The sequence below is a fragment of the Microcoleus sp. Pol8_D6 genome (genome assembly GCF_036700965.1).
Classification (GTDB): Bacteria; Cyanobacteriota; Cyanobacteriia; order Cyanobacteriales; family Microcoleaceae; genus Microcoleus.
Window position 1 is genome coordinate 1 of sequence record NZ_JAUBPW010000068.1, and the last position, 17581, is coordinate 17581.

Genomic DNA, 17581 nt, shown 5'->3' on the forward strand with positions numbered 1-17581 from the left:
TTGGTAATTTACTTTCATACAATCGTCCTTTTGCTAGAAGTGCTATTGTAGCATATTTTTGGAGAAGTGGTATTAAATACTGTCAGAGGTCAGCAACATCACGACATCTGCATGAGCTAACACGACATCGGGGTGGCGTTGAAGCGCCGTGTTATACTTCATGGCAAACTCATCGCCCGATTCATCAGGGCTCAGCAGTGTCCGAATGTCACTGTCAATCGCTTCAATTGCCTCTGGTGTAACAGATTCATCGACATGAAGCAACTCATCGATTTGGATAATCAATGCTGAGAGTCGATGCAACCAAGCAAACTGCTCATGACTAATCGCCAGTTGTAGCAATTCACCTCCAGAAACGTGCCCTCGAACTTGCTCATAGGTAAGGCGCTCAGTATCTAGTAAAAGCTTGTGCAGATGCAGTAGTTTGATTCGTAACTCACTCAAGCGGTGATGTTGACTAATCCGTTGTTGAAATGTGTTAGGCATAAATCCGTCCCATCCTTCCTTCTTGGTAGTCGTTGATCGCTTGGGTGATTTCAGCTTCAGTGTTCATGACAAACGGACCGTAGCGCACGACTGGTTCGTTAAGGGGTACACCTGCAATCAGCAGAAGATCTAGAGGACGCTGAGCATCAGCAGGGTTGGAGATCACTACATCCTGTCCATCTTGAGAAAAGAGCACCATCTGCCCATCATCACCAGGCGCTGGCTCTGTCCCAAACAACCCAGACCCCTCCAGTACATAGACAAAGGCGTTGTACTCTTTTGGTACAGGCTGGAGCATCGTTGCCCCTGGTTGCAGTGTGAAGTGGAGGTAGGTTATCGGCGTGCGCGTCTGAATTACGGCTTTTGCCCCTAACGCTTCTCCCGCAATCACCCGCACCGTCACAGACCCATCTTCGGTTTGAGCTACCGGAATGTGAGCCGCTGGAATTTCCTGATAGCGGGGCGGCATCATTTTGTCTCGTTGTGGCAGATTGACCCATAGTTGAATGCCGTGGAACCGTCCACCCGTTTGGGTAAACATTGACTCCGGCATCTCGGAATGCACAACCCCGGCACCTGCTGTCATCCACTGGACATCACCCGGATTTAGTAGCCCGGCGTGCCCTGCAGAATCTTTGTGTTCTAACCGTCCATCCAAGACATAGCTGACGGTTTCAAAGCCCCGATGCGGATGATCGGGTGCACCTTTTGCCTGACCCGGCTTGAGATTGATCGGACCTAACTCGTCGAGGAGGAGAAACGGGTCAAATTCAGAGAAGCTACTTTTGGGAAAGGGCCGACGTACAAGAAATCCTGCCCCTTCGAGTGTTTCAACGCTGTTGATTACTCCGGCAACGGTTCGAGACGTTTGAGTGGGGACAGTCATAGAATTGCCTCTTCAGAACTAGACAAGTATGTGTATCATTTGAGCCTGACTCAACGGGGTGAATCACAAAGTTTTTTCACAAGCCAGAAATGCAGCAGATCGCTGATTATTTCTGCTGAAGAAAGTCCAGTAACAAGGGATTGACCCGATCGGCGTGAGTCCAGTTGATGGCGTGCGGTCCGCCAGGAATGACAACCAGTTGACTGTTTTTAATCAGCTTTGGAAGTCTTGCTGCGGTGGACTCAAGCGGCAGAATGCGATCGCTATCTCCATGAATAATCAGAGTCGGTACATCAATGCGGGGCAGATCATCGCGGAAATCAGTCAGCCAGGAGGGTACACAGTCTAAAGTCCCTTTAGCAGAAGCCCCTACTGCTACATTCCAACTGGCTTGAATTGCTTCATTGCTGATGCGATCGCCAAGCAATACATCAACATTGAAGAACTCTTTGAAAAAGGCAGAAAAATAAGCTGGACGATCGTCAACAATCGCTTTCATAATGCCATCGAAGACACTTTGATCAACACCCTCTGGATTGTCGTCTGTCTTTAACAGAAACGGTGGGACGGGAGCCATCAGCACGGCTTTCTGCACCCGCTCTGAGCCGTATTTGCCAAGATAACGTGTGACTTCACCTGTTCCCATTGAGAAACCTACCAGCACGGTATTTTGCAAGTCAAGCTTGGTCATGAGTGTATTCAAATCGGCGGCGAAGGTATCGTAGTCATAGCCAGATGATGGCTGACTGGAGTTGCCAAATCCTCGGCGATCGTAGGTAATTAGTCGATATCCTGCATTCAGTAAAACTAAAACCTGCTTCTCCCAGGAATGTCCGTTCAATGGAAATCCATGAATCAGAACAATCGGTTGACCTGTCCCAATATCTTCGTAGTAGAGATCGATGGTTGCAGAGTTTTCTTGACCAACGGTAATGTAAGGCATGAGAAGTTTCTCCGTTGTAAATTGATGATATGTTTTTGTCTGTTGCATCACAATTTTTATGCAGCGATCGAGCACCGTCTTAACAATGCTGTGTTAAGCAGACTTCAAGATGGGGCAAGAATGCATTGCGTATCATCGCTTCATAACGACAAGAATCCTTCATTGTTGCCTGAGCGCGATCGCCGCGTTTGCCGCCTCTAAGATGGCTTTGATTCTGCTGTTGCAGAAATTAACTTCCAAATGCCAATTAGCGGGTTATTTTGAATCAATGGTGTAGGCATGTTGTTCAGATGTTGCTTTATAGTCTTCGGCTGAAGTAACGGGTGTCAACACAAAATCAAATTCAGTTGTGTAAAACGGCTTACTTTGATTGTGTGCCTTGAATTCGTCTGGTGCTTCATGTTTTTGCAATTGAACGATCGCCGATCGCACTGCAAAAGTTGTATCTGAATCCAGGTGAGGATCGCCAGCAATAAAAATTTGTGTTGTCAGCGGAGTGTACTCCGGGGCACTGACTTTGACATGGATGTGAGCAGCCCGCCAGGGATGCCGTCCCAAGAGTCCCAGCAACTCGCCACATGGGCCACTGCTTGGCACTTTGTAACCTAGTGGCACGACGGTTTCAAACATATACTTTCCACTCTTGTTCGTTTTGAAACGTCCGCGAAAATTCCCCAACGGCTGAGATGGCTCTTGGACATCATATAATCCTTTGGAATTGGGTTGCCAAACATCAATCAGAGCATTGGCGATCGGTTGACCGTTCACATCCAAAACCCTGCCTGACAGGAAAAGCGTGTCGCCTTCTGGATCAATACCCAAGCGATCGCCCATCTGCCGTCCTGGTGCATTCGGCACATACAAGGGTCCTTCTAAATTGCTTTCTGTACCGCAATGCGAATCGTGCAGCAATTCTACCAACTCTGAGATTCCGAGTAAATCTGTTAACGCCTGCATTTCTCCAGCGGGAATCTCCTGAGTGTGATGACTGACCCGGTTGAGAAAATTACGTCCCTGCTGCAACTCTGATTCAGTCAGATTCACTTCACGCACAAAGTCATGCAAATGTCGAACGAAGCTCGTGTAAATTTCATAGAGTCGCGGGTGAGATTTGCCACGATCGCCATGATTAATGACGGCTTGAGTGATAGTGTCAAGTGCGATTTTCTGCACAATCAAATTCCTTTTTAGTTACGTGATTAATGATGGTTGTTTTACGGCGACTATCTTGGCAGGGGCTTCCATGTCGAAAAGTCCGCAAGATGCGCCCAGTAGGCAGTCAATCCGATATAAGCAAAGATGAGAGCTGCCACACTTAACACAATTGCTCCAATAGTTCGCAAGAGCCGGGTTGATTTGAGAGAGAGGGTTGGTACAGAAAAAATTCCTCCTAAGCCAACGAGAATGAACCCAATTCCTGATAGCAAAGGAAGTTGTGTTATTCCCAGGTTTATGATGCGAAAGCCAATTAGAAGCGATACCAGTCCTGCAAAGAATCCATAAATGCCCAGGGTAAATAATTCCCAACCCATTGCCAGAGTTAGGGAAGTTCCAACAAACAAAATGCCAAACAGAACAGTTGTTTCACCAAAGGCAACATTGAAACTACCAATAATGGGCCAGGTAAAAGTCATGTGTAAGCCAGTGACTAAAGCGATCGCGCCGACTACACCAAAACCAGGAATCCAGCGTTTCTGATTTGAAGTACCAAGACCAAAATACACATAGGCAGCTAACAGAGCGAGTCCAGCCGATAGATTAATCAGCATGAGTGTCAGGTAATCGATAAACATTAGACCTCCTACAAATGTTCGGTTTTGTTAAGACTTAGACAAAAACTGAAGTATGCAATGCCTGTCGCATTGCTTTGTGTACCAGTTTTGGCTTCAGAAATACTCTTTCACCACAGCACTAAAACGATAATGGTCGGGAATCTCAAGTTTGTAGCGGGGCAGGCGAGGCTGTATCACCATCAGGTAAACATCGCCAATACGAAAGCGCTTGCCCAGCAATCTTCGCACTTATTAGACAGGGATGGGTTGCAGCCGTGATGCAAGAAATTGCGTGATGTGATTTGCGATCGCATCCCCATCTTCTTCCAGAGCAAAATGTCCGGTATCGAGTAAATGAAACTCAACGTCATTACCGAAGACTTCTACAACGTAGATGTCTGATAAACAGGTGTTTCGTTGTCCTCATTCTTCAACATTCATTTGATTCAGAACAGTCAAGTTTGCTGAGTTAAGCTACAAGTTAGAGACGGCTGATAGCGCTAAAATCTTGATTCAGCTTGCATTCGCTTGCGGCTGAAGCTTGAATGAAATTTGATACTGTGTCGCAAAGTTGTAGAAACTTAAATGCTTTTACGGTGCAATGACAAAGCAATTAAATGCGCTCCCACACCAACTCGAAAACCGCCTCAACACCATCACTCAAAACTGGCAACGTTTTCAGCGTCACTCGGCTCTCACTCAGAGTAAAAGTGCGAACTAATGTTGTACCGACCCGATTAGGAATTGATGCAATTTTGATCTGGTGAGTTACTGTGTTGTCACTCAAGGTATAAGTTCCAGCGTAAGCATTGAATGTTGTAAATGCTTGAGCAAGCTCTTCCACGGGTAAAGATTGCATCTGGGGAGTCAGCGGTGATCTGACCTCCTGACTCAGCGGCGAGCGATCGCTCCTAGAAAACATCACCATCATGTGACCATCTGATGTGTAAGTGATGTAGCCAACCGGATGAGTTCCATACACGTCTGGAGTCACCGTTCCATCAGCGTAAATGGCAGTTGCAGAAATTAACTTCCAAATGCCAATTAGCAGATTGTTCTGGATTGATGGTGTAGACATAATGTGCAACCATTGCTTGATGATTCTCCGCTAGAGAGTAGCGGGTTTTAACACAAAATCAAACTCAGTCGTGTAAAACGGCTTACTTTGATTGTGTGCCTTGAGTTCGTCTGGTGCTTCGTGCTTTTGCAATTGAACGATCGCTGATTGAACTGCAAAGGTTGTATCTGAATCCAGGTGAGGATCGCCAGCAATAAAAATTTGTGTTGTCAGCGAAGTATACTCCGGAGCACTGAGTTTGAAATGGATGTGAGCCGCCCGCCAAGGATGTCGTCCCAAGAGTCGCAGCAATTCGCCAGATGGACCACTGCTTGGCACTTTGTAACCTAGTGGCACGACGGTTTCAAACATATACTTTCCACTCTCGTTCGTTTTGAAACGTCCCCGAAAGTTCCCCAGCGACTGAGATGGATCTTGGATATCATATAATCCTTTGGAGTTGGGTTGCCAAACATCAATCACAGCATTGGCGATCGGTTGACCGTTCAAATCTAAAACCCTGCCTGACAGGAAAAGCGAATCTCCTTCTGTATCAATACCCAAGCGATCGCCCATCTGCCGTTCTGGTGCATTCGGCACATACAAGGGTCCTTCTAAATTGCTTTCTGTACCGCGATGCTTATCGTGCAGCAATTCTACCAACTCTGAGAGCCCTAGTAGATCCGTCAACATATGGATCTCTCCAGTGGGAATCTCTTGAGTGTGATGACTTGCCTGGTTGAGAAAATTACGTCCCTGCTGCAACTCTGATTCAGTCAGATTCACCTCACGCACAAAGTCATGCAAATGTCGAACCAAGCTCGTGTACATTTCATAGAGTCGCGGGTGAGATTTGCCGCGATCGCCATGATTGATGACGGCTTCAGTGATAGTGTCAATTGTGATGCTCTGCACGATCAAACTCCTTTTTAGTTACGTGATTAATGATGGTTGTTTTACGGCAACTATCTTGACTTATAGTCTGTGTCCTAATCTAATTGGCTACAGCTATAGTCTGGTGACTTGATGCTTTCAAGACTCATCCTGACGATTTTGTGCGGCATACCAATCTATTCAAGAACGATGAGATCAGCCAGCCAACAGGCACCGGGCATATGATAGAGCTTCATGGAATGTCCCTTATCACAAAGATTGTGTTTTTGCTTCCTATCTGCTGTTTTCATAGTCTGAGTGTAATGACTCCTAATGCTCGGTTTCTTTCAGATTCTTAGGGTGTTTTGTCAGATTCTTGTGCAATCACCTTCAAGACGCAGCGTGGAACCAAGCGTTCTGTCGAGGAACGCGCGGATCAACGTTGCCACCTCCTCTGCATGAGTCTCCAGCGCGAAATGTCCGGCGTCGAGCAGGTGAATCTCTGCATTCGGGAGATCTCGCTGATAAGCGGCAGCACCAGCGGGCAGAAATGCCGGATCGTGACGACCCCAGACGGCGAGAAGCGGCGGACGTTGCTCACGAAAGTAGGACTGGAAATCCGGATAGAGCGCGACGTTGCTGCGGTAATCGAGGATCAGATCGAGCTGGATCTCGTCCGCGCCCGCTCGCCCCATGTAGGCGATGTCGAGTTCGTAGCCGTCAGGCGACAGAAGGGTTGGATCGGCTCCGATACCATACTGCCAGTTCCGGATTGTGTCCGGTGCGAGCGAGGGTCGGCAGGCTTCCCGGTTCGCTGCGCTCGGTTCGCGCCAATAGGACTCCCACGAACCCCATTCATCACTGAAACCCTCCAGGTAAGAGTTGCCGTTCTGCGAGACGATCGCAGATATCCGTTCAGGATGGCGCATCGCCAGACGCAGACCTACCGGCGCACCGTAGTCGAAGATGTAGAGTACGTATCGATCGAGGGACAAAGCATCGGTGAAGCCCTCGATCACATCAGCAAGGTGGTCGAACGTATAGTCGAACATCTCGCGTGGCGGTGCCTTAGTCTGTCCGAAACCAGGTAGATCCGGCGCGACAAGCCGAAAGTGATCGGCAAGCAGAGGGATCAGGTCGCGGAACATATGGCTGGCGGTCGGAAAGCCGTGCAACAGCAGTATCACTGGCGCATCGCTTGCCCCCGCCTCGCGGTAAAACACTTCGACATCACCAACCTGTCGAAACCCGTAGCGTATTTTCATCGTACAATTCTCTTTTTTTGATTTTCTTCCGACTGAACTTCGACGCTCAGATTTGGAATCTTGGACACCTTTGGCATACCCTACGATCGCCGCTCCTAAACCGCGAGAACCACCTGTTACCAGTGCAACTTTGCCTGCAAGTGTTGTCATCTCGCACTGCCTTTCGACTATTGCGCTACAAACCCACCATCTATCATCAACGTTTCACCTGTTACGAACGATGCCATGTCAGATGATAAAAACAGAACTGCATTGGCAACTTCAAGCGGTGTGCCAGCTCGTCCGATCGGGTGAAGTCCTGCCAAGTAAGCTTTAGCTTCATCCTGCCCACCTGTAGCTGCTTCAAACATATCTGTTTCGATTGCTGCTGGTGCAACGACATTGATGCGAATACCCGCTTTGGCATATTGGAGCGCAGCAGCTTTTGTTAAGCCTACTACCGCACAGATCAAACAGAGCGAAGCAACTTCAGCAACTCTTCCGCTGCGGGTTCCGAAGATGCCGGATTCTGTCCGGTCACGAGCCTCCCGTCCACTTGGACATAGGGGACCCAGTTGGCGGTTTTACTGTAGATGCTACCCCGTTCCTTTAGCCGGTCTTCCAACAAGAAAGGCACGACCGTGGTCAAGCCCACCGCTTCTTCTTCTGCATTCGTGAACCCGGTCACGTGCTTGCCTTTGATTAGATACTCGCCGTCCTTTCCGCGCACATCGATCAACGCAACCGGCGCGTGACACACTGCACCGACTGGCTTGTCGGCCTTCACGAAGGCTTCGATCAGTGCGATGGATGTCGCGTTGTCGGGCATGTCCCACATCGGGCCATGTCCGCCGGGGTAGAAAACTGCGTCGAAATCGTCTGCGGACACGTCGGCTAGCTTTTTCGTGTTGGCAAGTTCAGCCTGCGCTGCGGTGTCTGTGCGGAAGCGCTTCGTTAATTCGGTCTGGAACTCGGGTACCTCGCTTTTCGGATCGAGCGGCGGCAGACCGCCCTTCGGTGAGGCCACCGTGATCGCTGCTCCCGCATCCTTCAGCACGTAATAGGGAGCAGCAAACTCTTCCAGCCAGAAACCAGTTTTCTTTCCGGTATCGCCAAGTTGGTCATGAGACGTGAGAACAATGAGAATTTTCATAGCAAACCTCCTTTTTAAGAACTCAAACACGGCCCTTCTCGCTGCATAACACCTAATTCGCCTTCAGTGTTGGTTGTGAGAACATATCGGTGTCGATCGCTATTTGGTCGCAACGTTTCGCACTGCCTTTAGACTACTGCGCTACAAACCCACCATCTACCATCAACGTTTCACCTGTTACGAACGATGCCATCTCAGATGATAAAAACAGGACTGCATTTGCAACTTCAAGCGGTGTGCCAACTCGTCCGATCGGGTGAAGTCCTGTCAAGTAAGCTTTGGCTTCATCTGTAACTGCTTCAAACATATCTGTTTGGATTGCCCCTGGTGCAACGACATTGATGCGAATACCCGCTTTGGCATATTGGAGCGCAGCAGCTTCAAACATATCTGTTTGGATTGACCCTGGTGCAACGCCATTAATGCGAATACCCGCTTTGGCATATTGGAGTGCAGCAGCTTTTGTTAAACCTACTACCGCATGTTTACTCGCGGTGTAGACGAGGATGTTAGGAAGTGCAACGACTCCAACCGCAGATGCCATATTGACGATCGCACCACTTCCCTGTTTCAACATCTGAGCAATTTCATATTTCATCGACAACCAAACGCCTTTGACATTGACGTTCATAGTGCGGTCATATTCCGCTTCTGTTTGCTCAATTAATGAGGGATTTTCGCCGCCCATTCCTGCATTATTAAAGGCAATATCCAACCGACCAAAAACGTCAACCGTTTTATCAACCATTGCTTTAATATCGGCTTCTTTCGTGACATCTGCTTGCACAAAAATAGCCTCTCCGCCAGCATCCTGAATCAATCGAACCGTTTCTTCACCTTCATCAATTCGACGACCAACTACCACCACCTTTGCTTGTTGTTGGGCATAAGCGATCGCTGTTGCTCTACCGATTCCCGCTGTGCCTCCAGTGACTAACGCCACTTTATCCTGAAGTATCATTCTATTTCTCCTGTTGCAATCAATATTGACTTTCAAAAATTGAACTCCGATCGCATCTCAGCCCATGCCAGCGATTGCCATCACCGGGATAGTGAGCAGGTTGAAAACGACGTGAACGACGACGGCGGGTCAGACCGAGGTTTTGATGACGAAAGCCCTTAACTCGACCATCTTGTCGTCGCGAAAGCGCCAGACATCGCAGTACGAGTAATGAGCCGCCTTCCCGTCTTCGTCCTTCAGTGTGATGTCGCCGAGTGCCGTGACGAAATCACCCTCAGCGATTAAGTTGGTGACTGTAAACTTTGGCGGCTCTATGTATGTCTCTGCCATATATTGGCGAACGGCTTCTTTTCCGTTAAGGGTCTTGTCGCCTACAAACGTCCATTGCGTGTCGTCGGTGCAGAATGACAAGAATCCTTCATAGTTGCCTGCTGCGTTCGCCGCATTTGCCGCTTCTAAGACAGCTTTATTGTTCTCTGACATCTGAATCTCTCCTCTGTTCAAGTGGATGCTTTAACGGAACGGTCTCTCTACCAGCGCATTCTTCTCCTCAGCGTAGTCAGCGATCGCCCGCCATCATCTGCCACTAAGTAACCACACAAAATTAATTACATAAAGACTCCTTGCTAGGCAAGGGTTTCAGTAGAAATATTGTGTAATTAATTCTGCACACCTACTTAGCAACCTTTCGTACTCAACTAACTATCTTTGTATGGTTGGCGTGCAACGGGATTGTTATGCGAGTTCCAATCAATGTTGACCTTCAGCACACAATCAAACTCCGATCCGTTTAGCAATTACCAACGCTGTAAAGCTGGTCTAATCTTCTGTAAACTTCAGCACAATTTTGCCCCGTGTTCCTCCCTGCTCTAGATGCTGATGTGCCAGAACGACCTGATCCCAAGACCATACTGAATCAATCACTGGGCGAAGCTGATGACGCTCGATGAGTTTTGTCAAAGCCTCTAATTTTGCTCGGTACTGGGGTGAAAAAACAAAATGAATCGTCAGATTCTTGCCCCATGCTTCAAGAAGCGATTGCGGTGCTGCAATGTCTACAATGCTTGTAAGCCTACCGAAGGGACGAATGATTTCTAGACTACGCTGAATTGTTTCTCCGCCAATCGTATCTAGAACTAAATCCACACCCAGTCCATTTGTTTCTTGACGAATGACTTCTACGTAATCTTCATTTTTGTAATCAATCACTCGATTTGCGCCAAGTTCTGTCACGAAATCTCGGTTTCTAGAACTACACGTCGCAAAAACGTATGCCCCTATCGCTTTGGCGAGTTGAACTGCGATCGAACCCACTCCACCCGCACCCGCATGGATGAGAACTGTTTCACCAACTTGTAGATTGCCCCTAGTCACTAGACAATCCCAAGCCGTTCCGCCTGCAAGCGGAAAAGAAGCTGCTTCAACGTGTGACAGATTTGCAGGCTTCAATGCAACAATCGCTGCATCAGCCACATGATACTGAGCGTAGCTACCGAATTCTCCAAAAATTTGCGGTGAGTAATATACGTTGTCTCCCACCTTGAAATCAGTCACAGCTTCACCAATTGCCTCAATCACCCCTGAAACATCGACTCCAAGGATGGCGGGTAATTGAACCAGTTCCTTGTAATCACCACGACGAGTTTGGTAATCGACCGGGTTAATCGAGGTTGCACAAACTCTGACTAACACCTGATTCGCATTCAGTGTTGGTATGGGAACCGTTTGAATCTCAAACTTCTCAGCATCACCAAACGCAGTTAATACGGCTGCTTTCATAGATTCCATCTGTGCCAACTCTCCTTGATTTAGAATAAACAGTGACGGGATTTCAATACTATTCAGCGTAGGTAAGTTCTCCCTAACTTCGTAAGTCAGCACGATTTGGTAAGGTAGTTACCGTTTAGTAGCAAATGCAGATATCACAGCCTCGTAGCACACCAAAAAAGTTTTCCCGCTCCCAGCCAAAGACGATGTGCAACTTAACTAAATAGTCATGTCGTTCCATTGTTTCTCATAGCGATCTCCTTTCTTTTGTAAGCTTAAGGTTCAGGTCATTAGCCAACAACTGGCTGAGATTCAATTCCTCGACACCGAAGCCTAATTGCTGAATGCTTGATTCGTCTATCGATTTTTGATTGTTTTCAGAAAACCAAGATAATTCGATGCTGCTTCCTGAGCGTTTTCGATCAACAGCAAATGTCCTGCTTTGGGTAATTGAATAATTTGACTCCCTGGAAGACAGCGATGTGAGCGATCGACATCCCGAATATCATAGATTTTGTCTTCCTGACCCCAAATTGCCAGGGTCGGAACCCGACTGTGAGGCAACTGACAAAGCACATCATCATAAAGATTCACAATGTCCCAAGTCTGCTGATAATTTCGATTACGATTCACATAATCGTTCACTTTCTCGGTTTTGACCTCATCCGGAATCGTAGGAGGCGTCACGAAAAGCAGACTGATTTCTAGATCGAACTGCTCTTTGGTAATCGGAATAAAGGGATTGATGCCCTCAATAATCGATTTCCTGACGCTAGTTGCCCAATTCGTTACGCCTAGCGGTGAACCGATAAAGGCGAGGCTGCGAACTTGGTTGGGATAAAGCTGGCTGTAAAGGGCTGCGATCGTGCCCCCCATTGAGCTACCTGCAACATCAAGGGATTGAATCTTTAGCTGCTCGACAAACTGGTGCAAGAGGGCTACCTGATTCTCTAGTGCATAGTCTTTCACGGTAAATCCAGTACTCTTGGCATAACCGGGTAGATCGGGTGCGATCGCTTGATAACCTACTCTAGCCAACTCGCACATCATGCCATTCCACTGCTCTTTCTCGGCAAATAATCCATGCAGCAGTAAAATCGGCTGTCCTGTCCCTGCTTGATTATAGGAAAGCGTTCCACTCCCGATTTGGGTAGAGCGAGTTGCGATGTCACAAGTTGAAGCAGGAGTTGCGCGATTCAGCCAACCAGAGCCAACAAGCACACTGACAACCAGAACGATGATAACTAACAGGCAATGTGCAACTTTCAATAAGGAAAATCCCACCGTATGCTTCTGGTAAGCAATTGTGCCCGAACAGAAGGTGAAAAAAATGTTTGATATCGAAGAGTTTATCATTGCTGTTTTCTGCTGTGTGGATGAGCTATGTGACGAGTGCAACTTTTTCTGAGAGTTTTTGCGAAATCATGATGTCCTCTGAATTTCTCTGAATAAGGTTTGTAGCGTTTACGACCTACTTGTGAATAAGGGGAGTGAGGGCTGCGCCTCCAGCCAGGGTTCCATCCTTACGACCCGTCAGACTCCAATTAGGATTGCTGTAGTGGTTGCAGATCTGGATTACCTGTTGTTCAAGCGGTATAGCCGCCATCAATTTTGAGACTTGCGCCCGTAACAAAATCAGCTTCAAAACTGGCGAGATAAGAGACCATGCCAGCTACCTCGTCACCCTGTCCATAGCGACCGAGGGCAGTCATCTTGGTCTGCTCTGCGGCAAAGTCGCTGTCTGCGGGATTCATATCGGTGTCGATCGCTACTTGGTCGCAACGTTTCGTACTGCCTTTCGACTACTGCGCTACCAACCCACCACCACAAAGACTGCATCATTAGATCGCTCTGTAGACTTGATATGTAATTAACACGCATGACTTTCCCTACTCTCTTGGTCTATGAAACTAGACCAGCCACGATGCTTGTTCTGATAAAGATTGAATCACTTTGATTTAGACGAAATCTTCCATAATCAGAGAGTGATTTAAGCCGCTAGCAGCAATGCTACCCTGAAAAACAGCAGCGACGATCACTTGCATGGGTGAAGTGATGTCACCTGCCGCATAAACGCCTTTGACGCTAGTTTCGTTAAAAACATTGGTCGTCTTGATTAAATTAAATTCATTCAACTCACAGCCTAACTTTTCAGCTAGGTTTGAACGGAGTGTTTGCTTTGGTCGGATCAGTATTCCGCGACGCGCAATTTTCTCGTTTGTCTCAAAAACGATGTTTTCTAATTGTCCGTTATCGCCTTCGAGTCGGATAATTTTCTCTTCGCGAACAAGGATTTTGTGGTTTTCCAAGAGTGTCCTTTGATCAGCGGTTAGATCGGCTTTGCCGTTGGTGCAGAGGACTAAATCAGCACTCCAATTTTTCAGCAATGCCGCCATTTCGATGCCCGTTTCGCCATTTCCAACAATGGCAAGCGGCTCGTCGCGCACTTCCCAGGCATGGCAATAGGGACAATGAAACACGCTTTTGCCCCAGAAATCACCAAAGTTTTCGAGAGCTGGAAATTCATCCATTACCCCGAAAGCCAGCAAAATTTTGCGCGTTTTTTTTATCGTGCCATCCTCAAACACAACTTCAAATTGATTGCCGGATGGGTTGATTTCCTTGACCCCAATCGCTTGAAATTCAACGCTTTTATAAGGTTTGAGTTGGTCGCGCCCGATGCTCAAAAGTTCATGCGGACTGATGCCATCGCGGGTGAAAAAACTGTGCGACTCGTGTGCGGGAGCGTTACGCGGATTCCCTTTGTCGCAGACTAACACTCGACGGCGACTTCTGCCTAAAAGCAGTGCCGCACTGAGTCCAGCGGAACCGCCACCGACAATGACGCACTCGTAAATCTCTTTGTTTTGGTTCATCATCTTTTTCTGTTCTCCAACTTTGGACATAATCATCAACTCCTAAGTTCTCTTTGTCTTAGTTCACTTGAGTGTAGTCAGTTCCAACACTCAACTTCTTGCAGATTCTTATGGAGTTTTTTATGGAATTAGCGAACCTATTTCAGTGTTACTTTAGTGAGTCGCTTGAAGTGCTGTATCAAACATTTCGCCCTGCCTTTCGACTATTGCGCTACAAACCCACCATCTACCATCAACGTTTCACCTGTTACGAACGATGCCAGGTCAGATGATAAAAACAGAACTGCATTTGCAACTTCAAGCGGTGTTCCAATTCGTCCGATCGGGTGAAGTCCTGTTATGTAAGCTTTGGCTTCATCCTGCCCACCTGTAGCTGCTTCAAACATATCTGTTTCGATTACTGCTGGTGCAACGACATTGATGCGAATACCCGCCTTGGCATATTGGAGCGCAGCAGCTTTTGTTAAGCCTATTACCGCGTGCTTACTCGCGGTGTAGAGGGGTACGCCAGGAAGTGCAACTACTCCATTCGCAGATGCCGTATTGACGATCGAACCACTTCCCTGTTTCAACATCTGAGCAATTTCATGTTTCATCGACAACCAAACACCTTTGACATTGACGTTCATAATGCGATCGTATTCCGCTTCTGTTTGCTCAATCAATGAGGGATTTTCGCCGACAGTTCCTGCATTATTAAAGGCAATATCTAACCGACCAAAAACGCCAACCGCTTTATCAACCATTGCTTTAACATCCGCTTCTTTCGTGACATCTGCTTGCACAAAAATCGCCTCTCCGCCAGCTTCTTTGATCAATCGAACAGTTTCTTCACCTTCATCAATTCGACGGCCAACAACAACAACCTTTGCTTGTTGTTGGGCATAAGCGATCGCAGTTGCTCTACCAATTCCCGATGTTCCGCCAGTCACCAAAGCAACCTTGTCTTTCAGCATCATGATAGTTACCTCTTGTTGTGAATGGTTGTGTCACTTTGTCAAAAACTCAATGAGCAATAGGTGTAGGGGTCAGCAATAAGAAGCACCTCCTACAACCAGGATGAGTACGATCCTGGTTGCAAAATGGCGGGTTTAGGCATTGATATTTGCTGGCTCCTACACTTAGTCGCGATTGCTGGCACGATCAAGCAGTGCGTTTGAGGGCAAGCTCGAATCAAGTACCTTGCGTGCACTGTCAACCCCTACAACGGGCAGCGTAACCGGATCAAGCATGCCGAGTTGAACCAATACAGTCGCCTGATCCCAGTAGAGGTGTTCATGGGCTAACTTGCCGTCACGGAACCGAATAATCGCGACCACTGGCACTTCAACCTGTTTCCCGGTCGGAGCAATGCCGGGTAGCATCCAGTCCATCTGGATGGTATGAGTGAACTTAACCAGCATTTCATCGACGAGTTGATTGGTTCCGATTGTGCGCGAAACCGGAGCCAGTTCTATATCCGGCGGCATCTGTGGAATCAAGTATTTGGAATAAAACTCGCGCACTGCTGGTTTCCCGACTCCCCCAGTCATTACCGGAATGTGATTCACGTAAGCGTCCTCAACCATTGTAGCGAGAGCATCTTCAGGGCTGTGAGTACCAAACTCGTGCCCGATATGCTCTTCCCAGACCGCTTGTAAAGCTTCCTGAGCAGGTGTCAGATTAGGGGTTGCCTGTACATTTGCTTGTTTGTCTACAGTTTGCTCTTTGACCACGTTAGATTCTCCTAGTTTGTTCTATCTCAACTGTATTGATTCCAATGCTTAATTTCTTTCAGATTCTTATTTCATTCGCGATCGTTGCCAAATTCTTTGTTTACTCACGCGATTGAAGTGAAGCCTGCTTGATATCTATAACGAGATCGGTTAATTGACGTTGAGCCTCTTCACTCAGCGAGTCAAACTCGTCCAGGAAAAATTGCCGTTCTAGCGTCAACTTCCGGGCCTTGAGTAGCCCTTCAATTTGCCAATCTCGATCACGTTTCATCATGACGAATAGCTGCATCGAATTTCGTGACGGTGAAGTTTCGGGTTGTCCGGGCAGCATTACCCTGACAGCTCCGTTCATGAGAGCAAGTTGAGAATTCAGGAAGTGGACGAAATTCACCTCACCCTCTAGGCGTGTTCCTTTGACAACGGTGTCGAAGGCTTGCTGGTTAAATTCAGCTATTTCTTTTCGACCCTTGAGATGCGTTCCCTCGAACGCGATGAAGTCGGCAGTTTCACTAAACGGAGCAACAAAGTATTCACCGCTACCTCGATTCCAAGCATCAATCATCTGGTGAAGAAAATCACAGATTGCCGACTCGTTAGCAGTGGTGGTGGTTTGAGCTGTTTGTGAATTCATAGTTTTGGGCACCTAAATTACAATGATGCGGTTGCCTCAATTTCACCCAATGTTTCTTTTGAGCTGTATATAGAACGATGGCTAGGTTGTCTACGCTCGTGAGCATATTTTAATTGTTCAAGAGTGGCGACATTCGCATTCCAATCAGTTCAATTGAGCGCATCAGTTGGGCGTGGTTCATCTGCGCGTTGTCCATTTGAAACGTTACTCTCGAAATGCCGCCGAGCGATTCGCTGTGACGGCGGATTTTCTCCGCCACTTCTTCGGGACTGCCGACCAGTAACGCGCCGGTTGTGCCGCGCTGGGCGTCAAAAGCGGCGCGCGTAACGGGCGGCCAGCCTCTCTCTTTGCCGATTTTAGTGAAAGTTTCGGCGTAGCCCGGAAAAAATTCTTCAACGGCTTGTTCGGTCGTGTCAGCGACATAACCGATTGAGTGCAATGAAACTTTCAATGCTTCAGGCGCGTACCCGGCGTACTCTCCGGCATCGCGGTATAAATCTATGAGCGAGCGAAAGCGATGCGTTTCGCCGCCGATAATGGCAACCACGAGCGGCAGTCCAAGCATTCCGGCGCGGCGGAAAGACTGCGGCGTACCGCCGACCCCGATCCAGATGGGAAACGGCTTTTGCAGCGGACGCGGATAAATCGCTTGGTTTTCCAGCGCGGGGCGAAATTTGCCCGACCAATCGACCGTTTCATTGTCCCGAATTTTGAGCAAGAGTTCGAGCTTTTCAGCAAAAATCTCGTCGTAATCGCCGAGACTTAATCCGAATAGCGGAAAGGCTTCGGTGAACGAGCCGCGCCCGACCACCATTTCGGCGCGACCTTTTGAAATCAAATCGAGCGTGGCGAATTGTTGAAACACGCGCACCGGGTCAGCCGCGCTCAGCACCGTAACCGCGCTGGTTAGACGGATGCGCTCGGTGCGTGCAGCGGCAGCGGCGAGAATAACCGCGTTTGCCGAATCTAAAAATTCATGGCGATGATGCTCGCCGATACCGAAGATATCCAAGCCGGAACGATCCGCCTGCTCTATTCTCTCCAGCAGTTCGGCTACAGACTGCGCGGCATCCGCCGTTTCACCATTCTCACTCGTTCCAACCGAGGCAAAACTGTCAATTCCAACTTCCATATCATTTCCCAAGCGTTTTGCGAATGAAATAGACTTGATTCAAAACAGTAGAAAGCCTTGCTGTACGAGTTAAGCGGCTGTTCTC

Annotated in this window: 20 protein-coding genes; all 20 read right to left on the bottom strand. The window is 47.9% G+C overall.

All coding sequences use genetic code 11. The features are described from left to right. Positions 1–72 precede the first annotated feature (72 nt). The 20 genes from QUA10_RS22865 to QUA10_RS22960 all read right to left on the bottom strand — a co-directional run bounded on the left by QUA10_RS22865 (position 73) and on the right by QUA10_RS22960 (position 17496). Entirely contained in the window at positions 73–486 is a 414-nt protein-coding gene (locus QUA10_RS22865; RefSeq protein ID WP_333084905.1) for a hypothetical protein, read from the bottom strand. Further along, a complete protein-coding gene (locus QUA10_RS22870; RefSeq protein WP_333084904.1) occupies positions 479–1372 on the bottom strand; it encodes a pirin family protein in 894 nt (297 codons plus the stop codon). The genes QUA10_RS22865 and QUA10_RS22870 overlap by 8 nt, the downstream gene beginning before the upstream one ends. A gap of 106 nt (positions 1373–1478) precedes the next feature. Then, entirely contained in the window at positions 1479–2315 is an 837-nt protein-coding gene (locus QUA10_RS22875) for an alpha/beta hydrolase (protein WP_333084903.1), read from the bottom strand. Positions 2316–2570: 255 nt separating this feature from the next. Further along, positions 2571–3488: a dioxygenase family protein gene (locus tag QUA10_RS22880; RefSeq protein ID WP_333084902.1), complete on the bottom strand. Its 918-nt coding sequence runs from the start codon at positions 3486–3488 to the stop codon at positions 2571–2573. A 50-nt stretch (positions 3489–3538) separates the two neighbouring features. Beyond that, positions 3539–4108 (bottom strand): DUF981 domain-containing protein, encoded by a 570-nt coding sequence (locus QUA10_RS22885; protein ID WP_333084901.1) that lies wholly within the window; start codon positions 4106–4108, stop codon positions 3539–3541. A 592-nt stretch (positions 4109–4700) separates the two neighbouring features. Further along, positions 4701–5165: a lipocalin-like domain-containing protein gene (locus tag QUA10_RS22890; RefSeq protein ID WP_333084900.1), complete on the bottom strand. Its 465-nt coding sequence runs from the start codon at positions 5163–5165 to the stop codon at positions 4701–4703. A gap of 30 nt (positions 5166–5195) precedes the next feature. Continuing rightward, positions 5196–6059 (bottom strand): dioxygenase family protein, encoded by an 864-nt coding sequence (locus QUA10_RS22895; protein ID WP_333084899.1) that lies wholly within the window; start codon positions 6057–6059, stop codon positions 5196–5198. Between the two features lie 326 nt (positions 6060–6385). After that, positions 6386–7282 (bottom strand): alpha/beta hydrolase, encoded by an 897-nt coding sequence (locus tag QUA10_RS22900; RefSeq protein WP_333084898.1) that lies wholly within the window; start codon positions 7280–7282, stop codon positions 6386–6388. A 167-nt stretch (positions 7283–7449) separates the two neighbouring features. Further along, positions 7450–7734, bottom strand: a complete 285-nt coding sequence (locus QUA10_RS22905; protein WP_333084897.1) for an SDR family oxidoreductase — start codon at positions 7732–7734, stop codon at positions 7450–7452. Then, positions 7731–8414, bottom strand: a complete 684-nt coding sequence (locus QUA10_RS22910; protein ID WP_333084896.1) for a type 1 glutamine amidotransferase domain-containing protein — start codon at positions 8412–8414, stop codon at positions 7731–7733. Before QUA10_RS22910 ends, QUA10_RS22905 begins: the two co-directional genes overlap by 4 nt. 133 nt (positions 8415–8547) lie before the next feature. After that, positions 8548–9375: an SDR family oxidoreductase gene (locus tag QUA10_RS22915; protein WP_333084895.1), complete on the bottom strand. Its 828-nt coding sequence runs from the start codon at positions 9373–9375 to the stop codon at positions 8548–8550. Between the two features lie 129 nt (positions 9376–9504). Beyond that, positions 9505–9858, bottom strand: a complete 354-nt coding sequence (locus tag QUA10_RS22920; protein WP_333084894.1) for a nuclear transport factor 2 family protein — start codon at positions 9856–9858, stop codon at positions 9505–9507. 336 nt (positions 9859–10194) lie between these two features. Beyond that, positions 10195–11256 (bottom strand): zinc-dependent alcohol dehydrogenase family protein, encoded by a 1062-nt coding sequence (locus QUA10_RS22925; protein WP_333086378.1) that lies wholly within the window; start codon positions 11254–11256, stop codon positions 10195–10197. A 243-nt stretch (positions 11257–11499) separates the two neighbouring features. Next, positions 11500–12498 (bottom strand): alpha/beta fold hydrolase, encoded by a 999-nt coding sequence (locus QUA10_RS22930; RefSeq protein ID WP_015179716.1) that lies wholly within the window; start codon positions 12496–12498, stop codon positions 11500–11502. Positions 12499–12728: 230 nt separating this feature from the next. Further along, entirely contained in the window at positions 12729–12896 is a 168-nt protein-coding gene (locus QUA10_RS22935; protein ID WP_333084892.1) for an SDR family oxidoreductase, read from the bottom strand. 204 nt (positions 12897–13100) lie between these two features. Continuing rightward, on the bottom strand, positions 13101–14054 hold the full coding sequence (locus QUA10_RS22940) for an NAD(P)/FAD-dependent oxidoreductase (protein ID WP_333086379.1): 954 nt from the start codon (positions 14052–14054) through the stop codon (positions 13101–13103). 167 nt (positions 14055–14221) lie between these two features. Then, complete coding sequence (locus QUA10_RS22945; protein ID WP_333084891.1) at positions 14222–14977, bottom strand: SDR family oxidoreductase; 756 nt, start codon at positions 14975–14977, stop codon at positions 14222–14224. Positions 14978–15139: 162 nt separating this feature from the next. Then, positions 15140–15733 (bottom strand): nuclear transport factor 2 family protein, encoded by a 594-nt coding sequence (locus QUA10_RS22950; RefSeq protein WP_333084890.1) that lies wholly within the window; start codon positions 15731–15733, stop codon positions 15140–15142. Between the two features lie 100 nt (positions 15734–15833). Next, complete coding sequence (locus QUA10_RS22955) at positions 15834–16364, bottom strand: SgcJ/EcaC family oxidoreductase (RefSeq protein ID WP_333084889.1); 531 nt, start codon at positions 16362–16364, stop codon at positions 15834–15836. 109 nt (positions 16365–16473) lie between these two features. Continuing rightward, the gene (locus tag QUA10_RS22960; RefSeq protein WP_333084888.1) at positions 16474–17496 is read right to left on the bottom strand and encodes an LLM class flavin-dependent oxidoreductase; all 1023 of its coding nucleotides are present in this window, start codon (positions 17494–17496) and stop codon (positions 16474–16476) included. Positions 17497–17581 lie beyond the last annotated feature (85 nt).

Excerpts from the sequence above, each read along its gene's own strand:
- QUA10_RS22865 (WP_333084905.1), bottom strand. The coding sequence starts at position 486 with ATGCCTAACACATTTCAACAACGGATTAGTCAACATCACCGCTTGAGT.
- QUA10_RS22910 (WP_333084896.1), bottom strand. The coding sequence starts at position 8,414 with ATGAAAATTCTCATTGTTCTCACGTCTCATGACCAACTTGGCGATACC.
- QUA10_RS22885 (WP_333084901.1), bottom strand. The coding sequence starts at position 4,108 with ATGTTTATCGATTACCTGACACTCATGCTGATTAATCTATCGGCTGGA.
- QUA10_RS22960 (WP_333084888.1), bottom strand. The coding sequence starts at position 17,496 with ATGGAAGTTGGAATTGACAGTTTTGCCTCGGTTGGAACGAGTGAGAAT.
- QUA10_RS22890 (WP_333084900.1), bottom strand. The coding sequence starts at position 5,165 with ATGTCTACACCATCAATCCAGAACAATCTGCTAATTGGCATTTGGAAG.
- QUA10_RS22940 (WP_333086379.1), bottom strand. The coding sequence starts at position 14,054 with ATGATTATGTCCAAAGTTGGAGAACAGAAAAAGATGATGAACCAAAAC.
- QUA10_RS22920 (WP_333084894.1), bottom strand. The coding sequence starts at position 9,858 with ATGTCAGAGAACAATAAAGCTGTCTTAGAAGCGGCAAATGCGGCGAAC.
- QUA10_RS22935 (WP_333084892.1), bottom strand. The coding sequence starts at position 12,896 with ATGAATCCCGCAGACAGCGACTTTGCCGCAGAGCAGACCAAGATGACT.
- QUA10_RS22955 (WP_333084889.1), bottom strand. The coding sequence starts at position 16,364 with ATGAATTCACAAACAGCTCAAACCACCACCACTGCTAACGAGTCGGCA.
- QUA10_RS22870 (WP_333084904.1), bottom strand. The coding sequence starts at position 1,372 with ATGACTGTCCCCACTCAAACGTCTCGAACCGTTGCCGGAGTAATCAAC.
- QUA10_RS22875 (WP_333084903.1), bottom strand. The coding sequence starts at position 2,315 with ATGCCTTACATTACCGTTGGTCAAGAAAACTCTGCAACCATCGATCTC.
- QUA10_RS22915 (WP_333084895.1), bottom strand. The coding sequence starts at position 9,375 with ATGATACTTCAGGATAAAGTGGCGTTAGTCACTGGAGGCACAGCGGGA.
- QUA10_RS22930 (WP_015179716.1), bottom strand. The coding sequence starts at position 12,498 with ATGATAAACTCTTCGATATCAAACATTTTTTTCACCTTCTGTTCGGGC.
- QUA10_RS22900 (WP_333084898.1), bottom strand. The coding sequence starts at position 7,282 with ATGAAAATACGCTACGGGTTTCGACAGGTTGGTGATGTCGAAGTGTTT.
- QUA10_RS22945 (WP_333084891.1), bottom strand. The coding sequence starts at position 14,977 with ATGATGCTGAAAGACAAGGTTGCTTTGGTGACTGGCGGAACATCGGGA.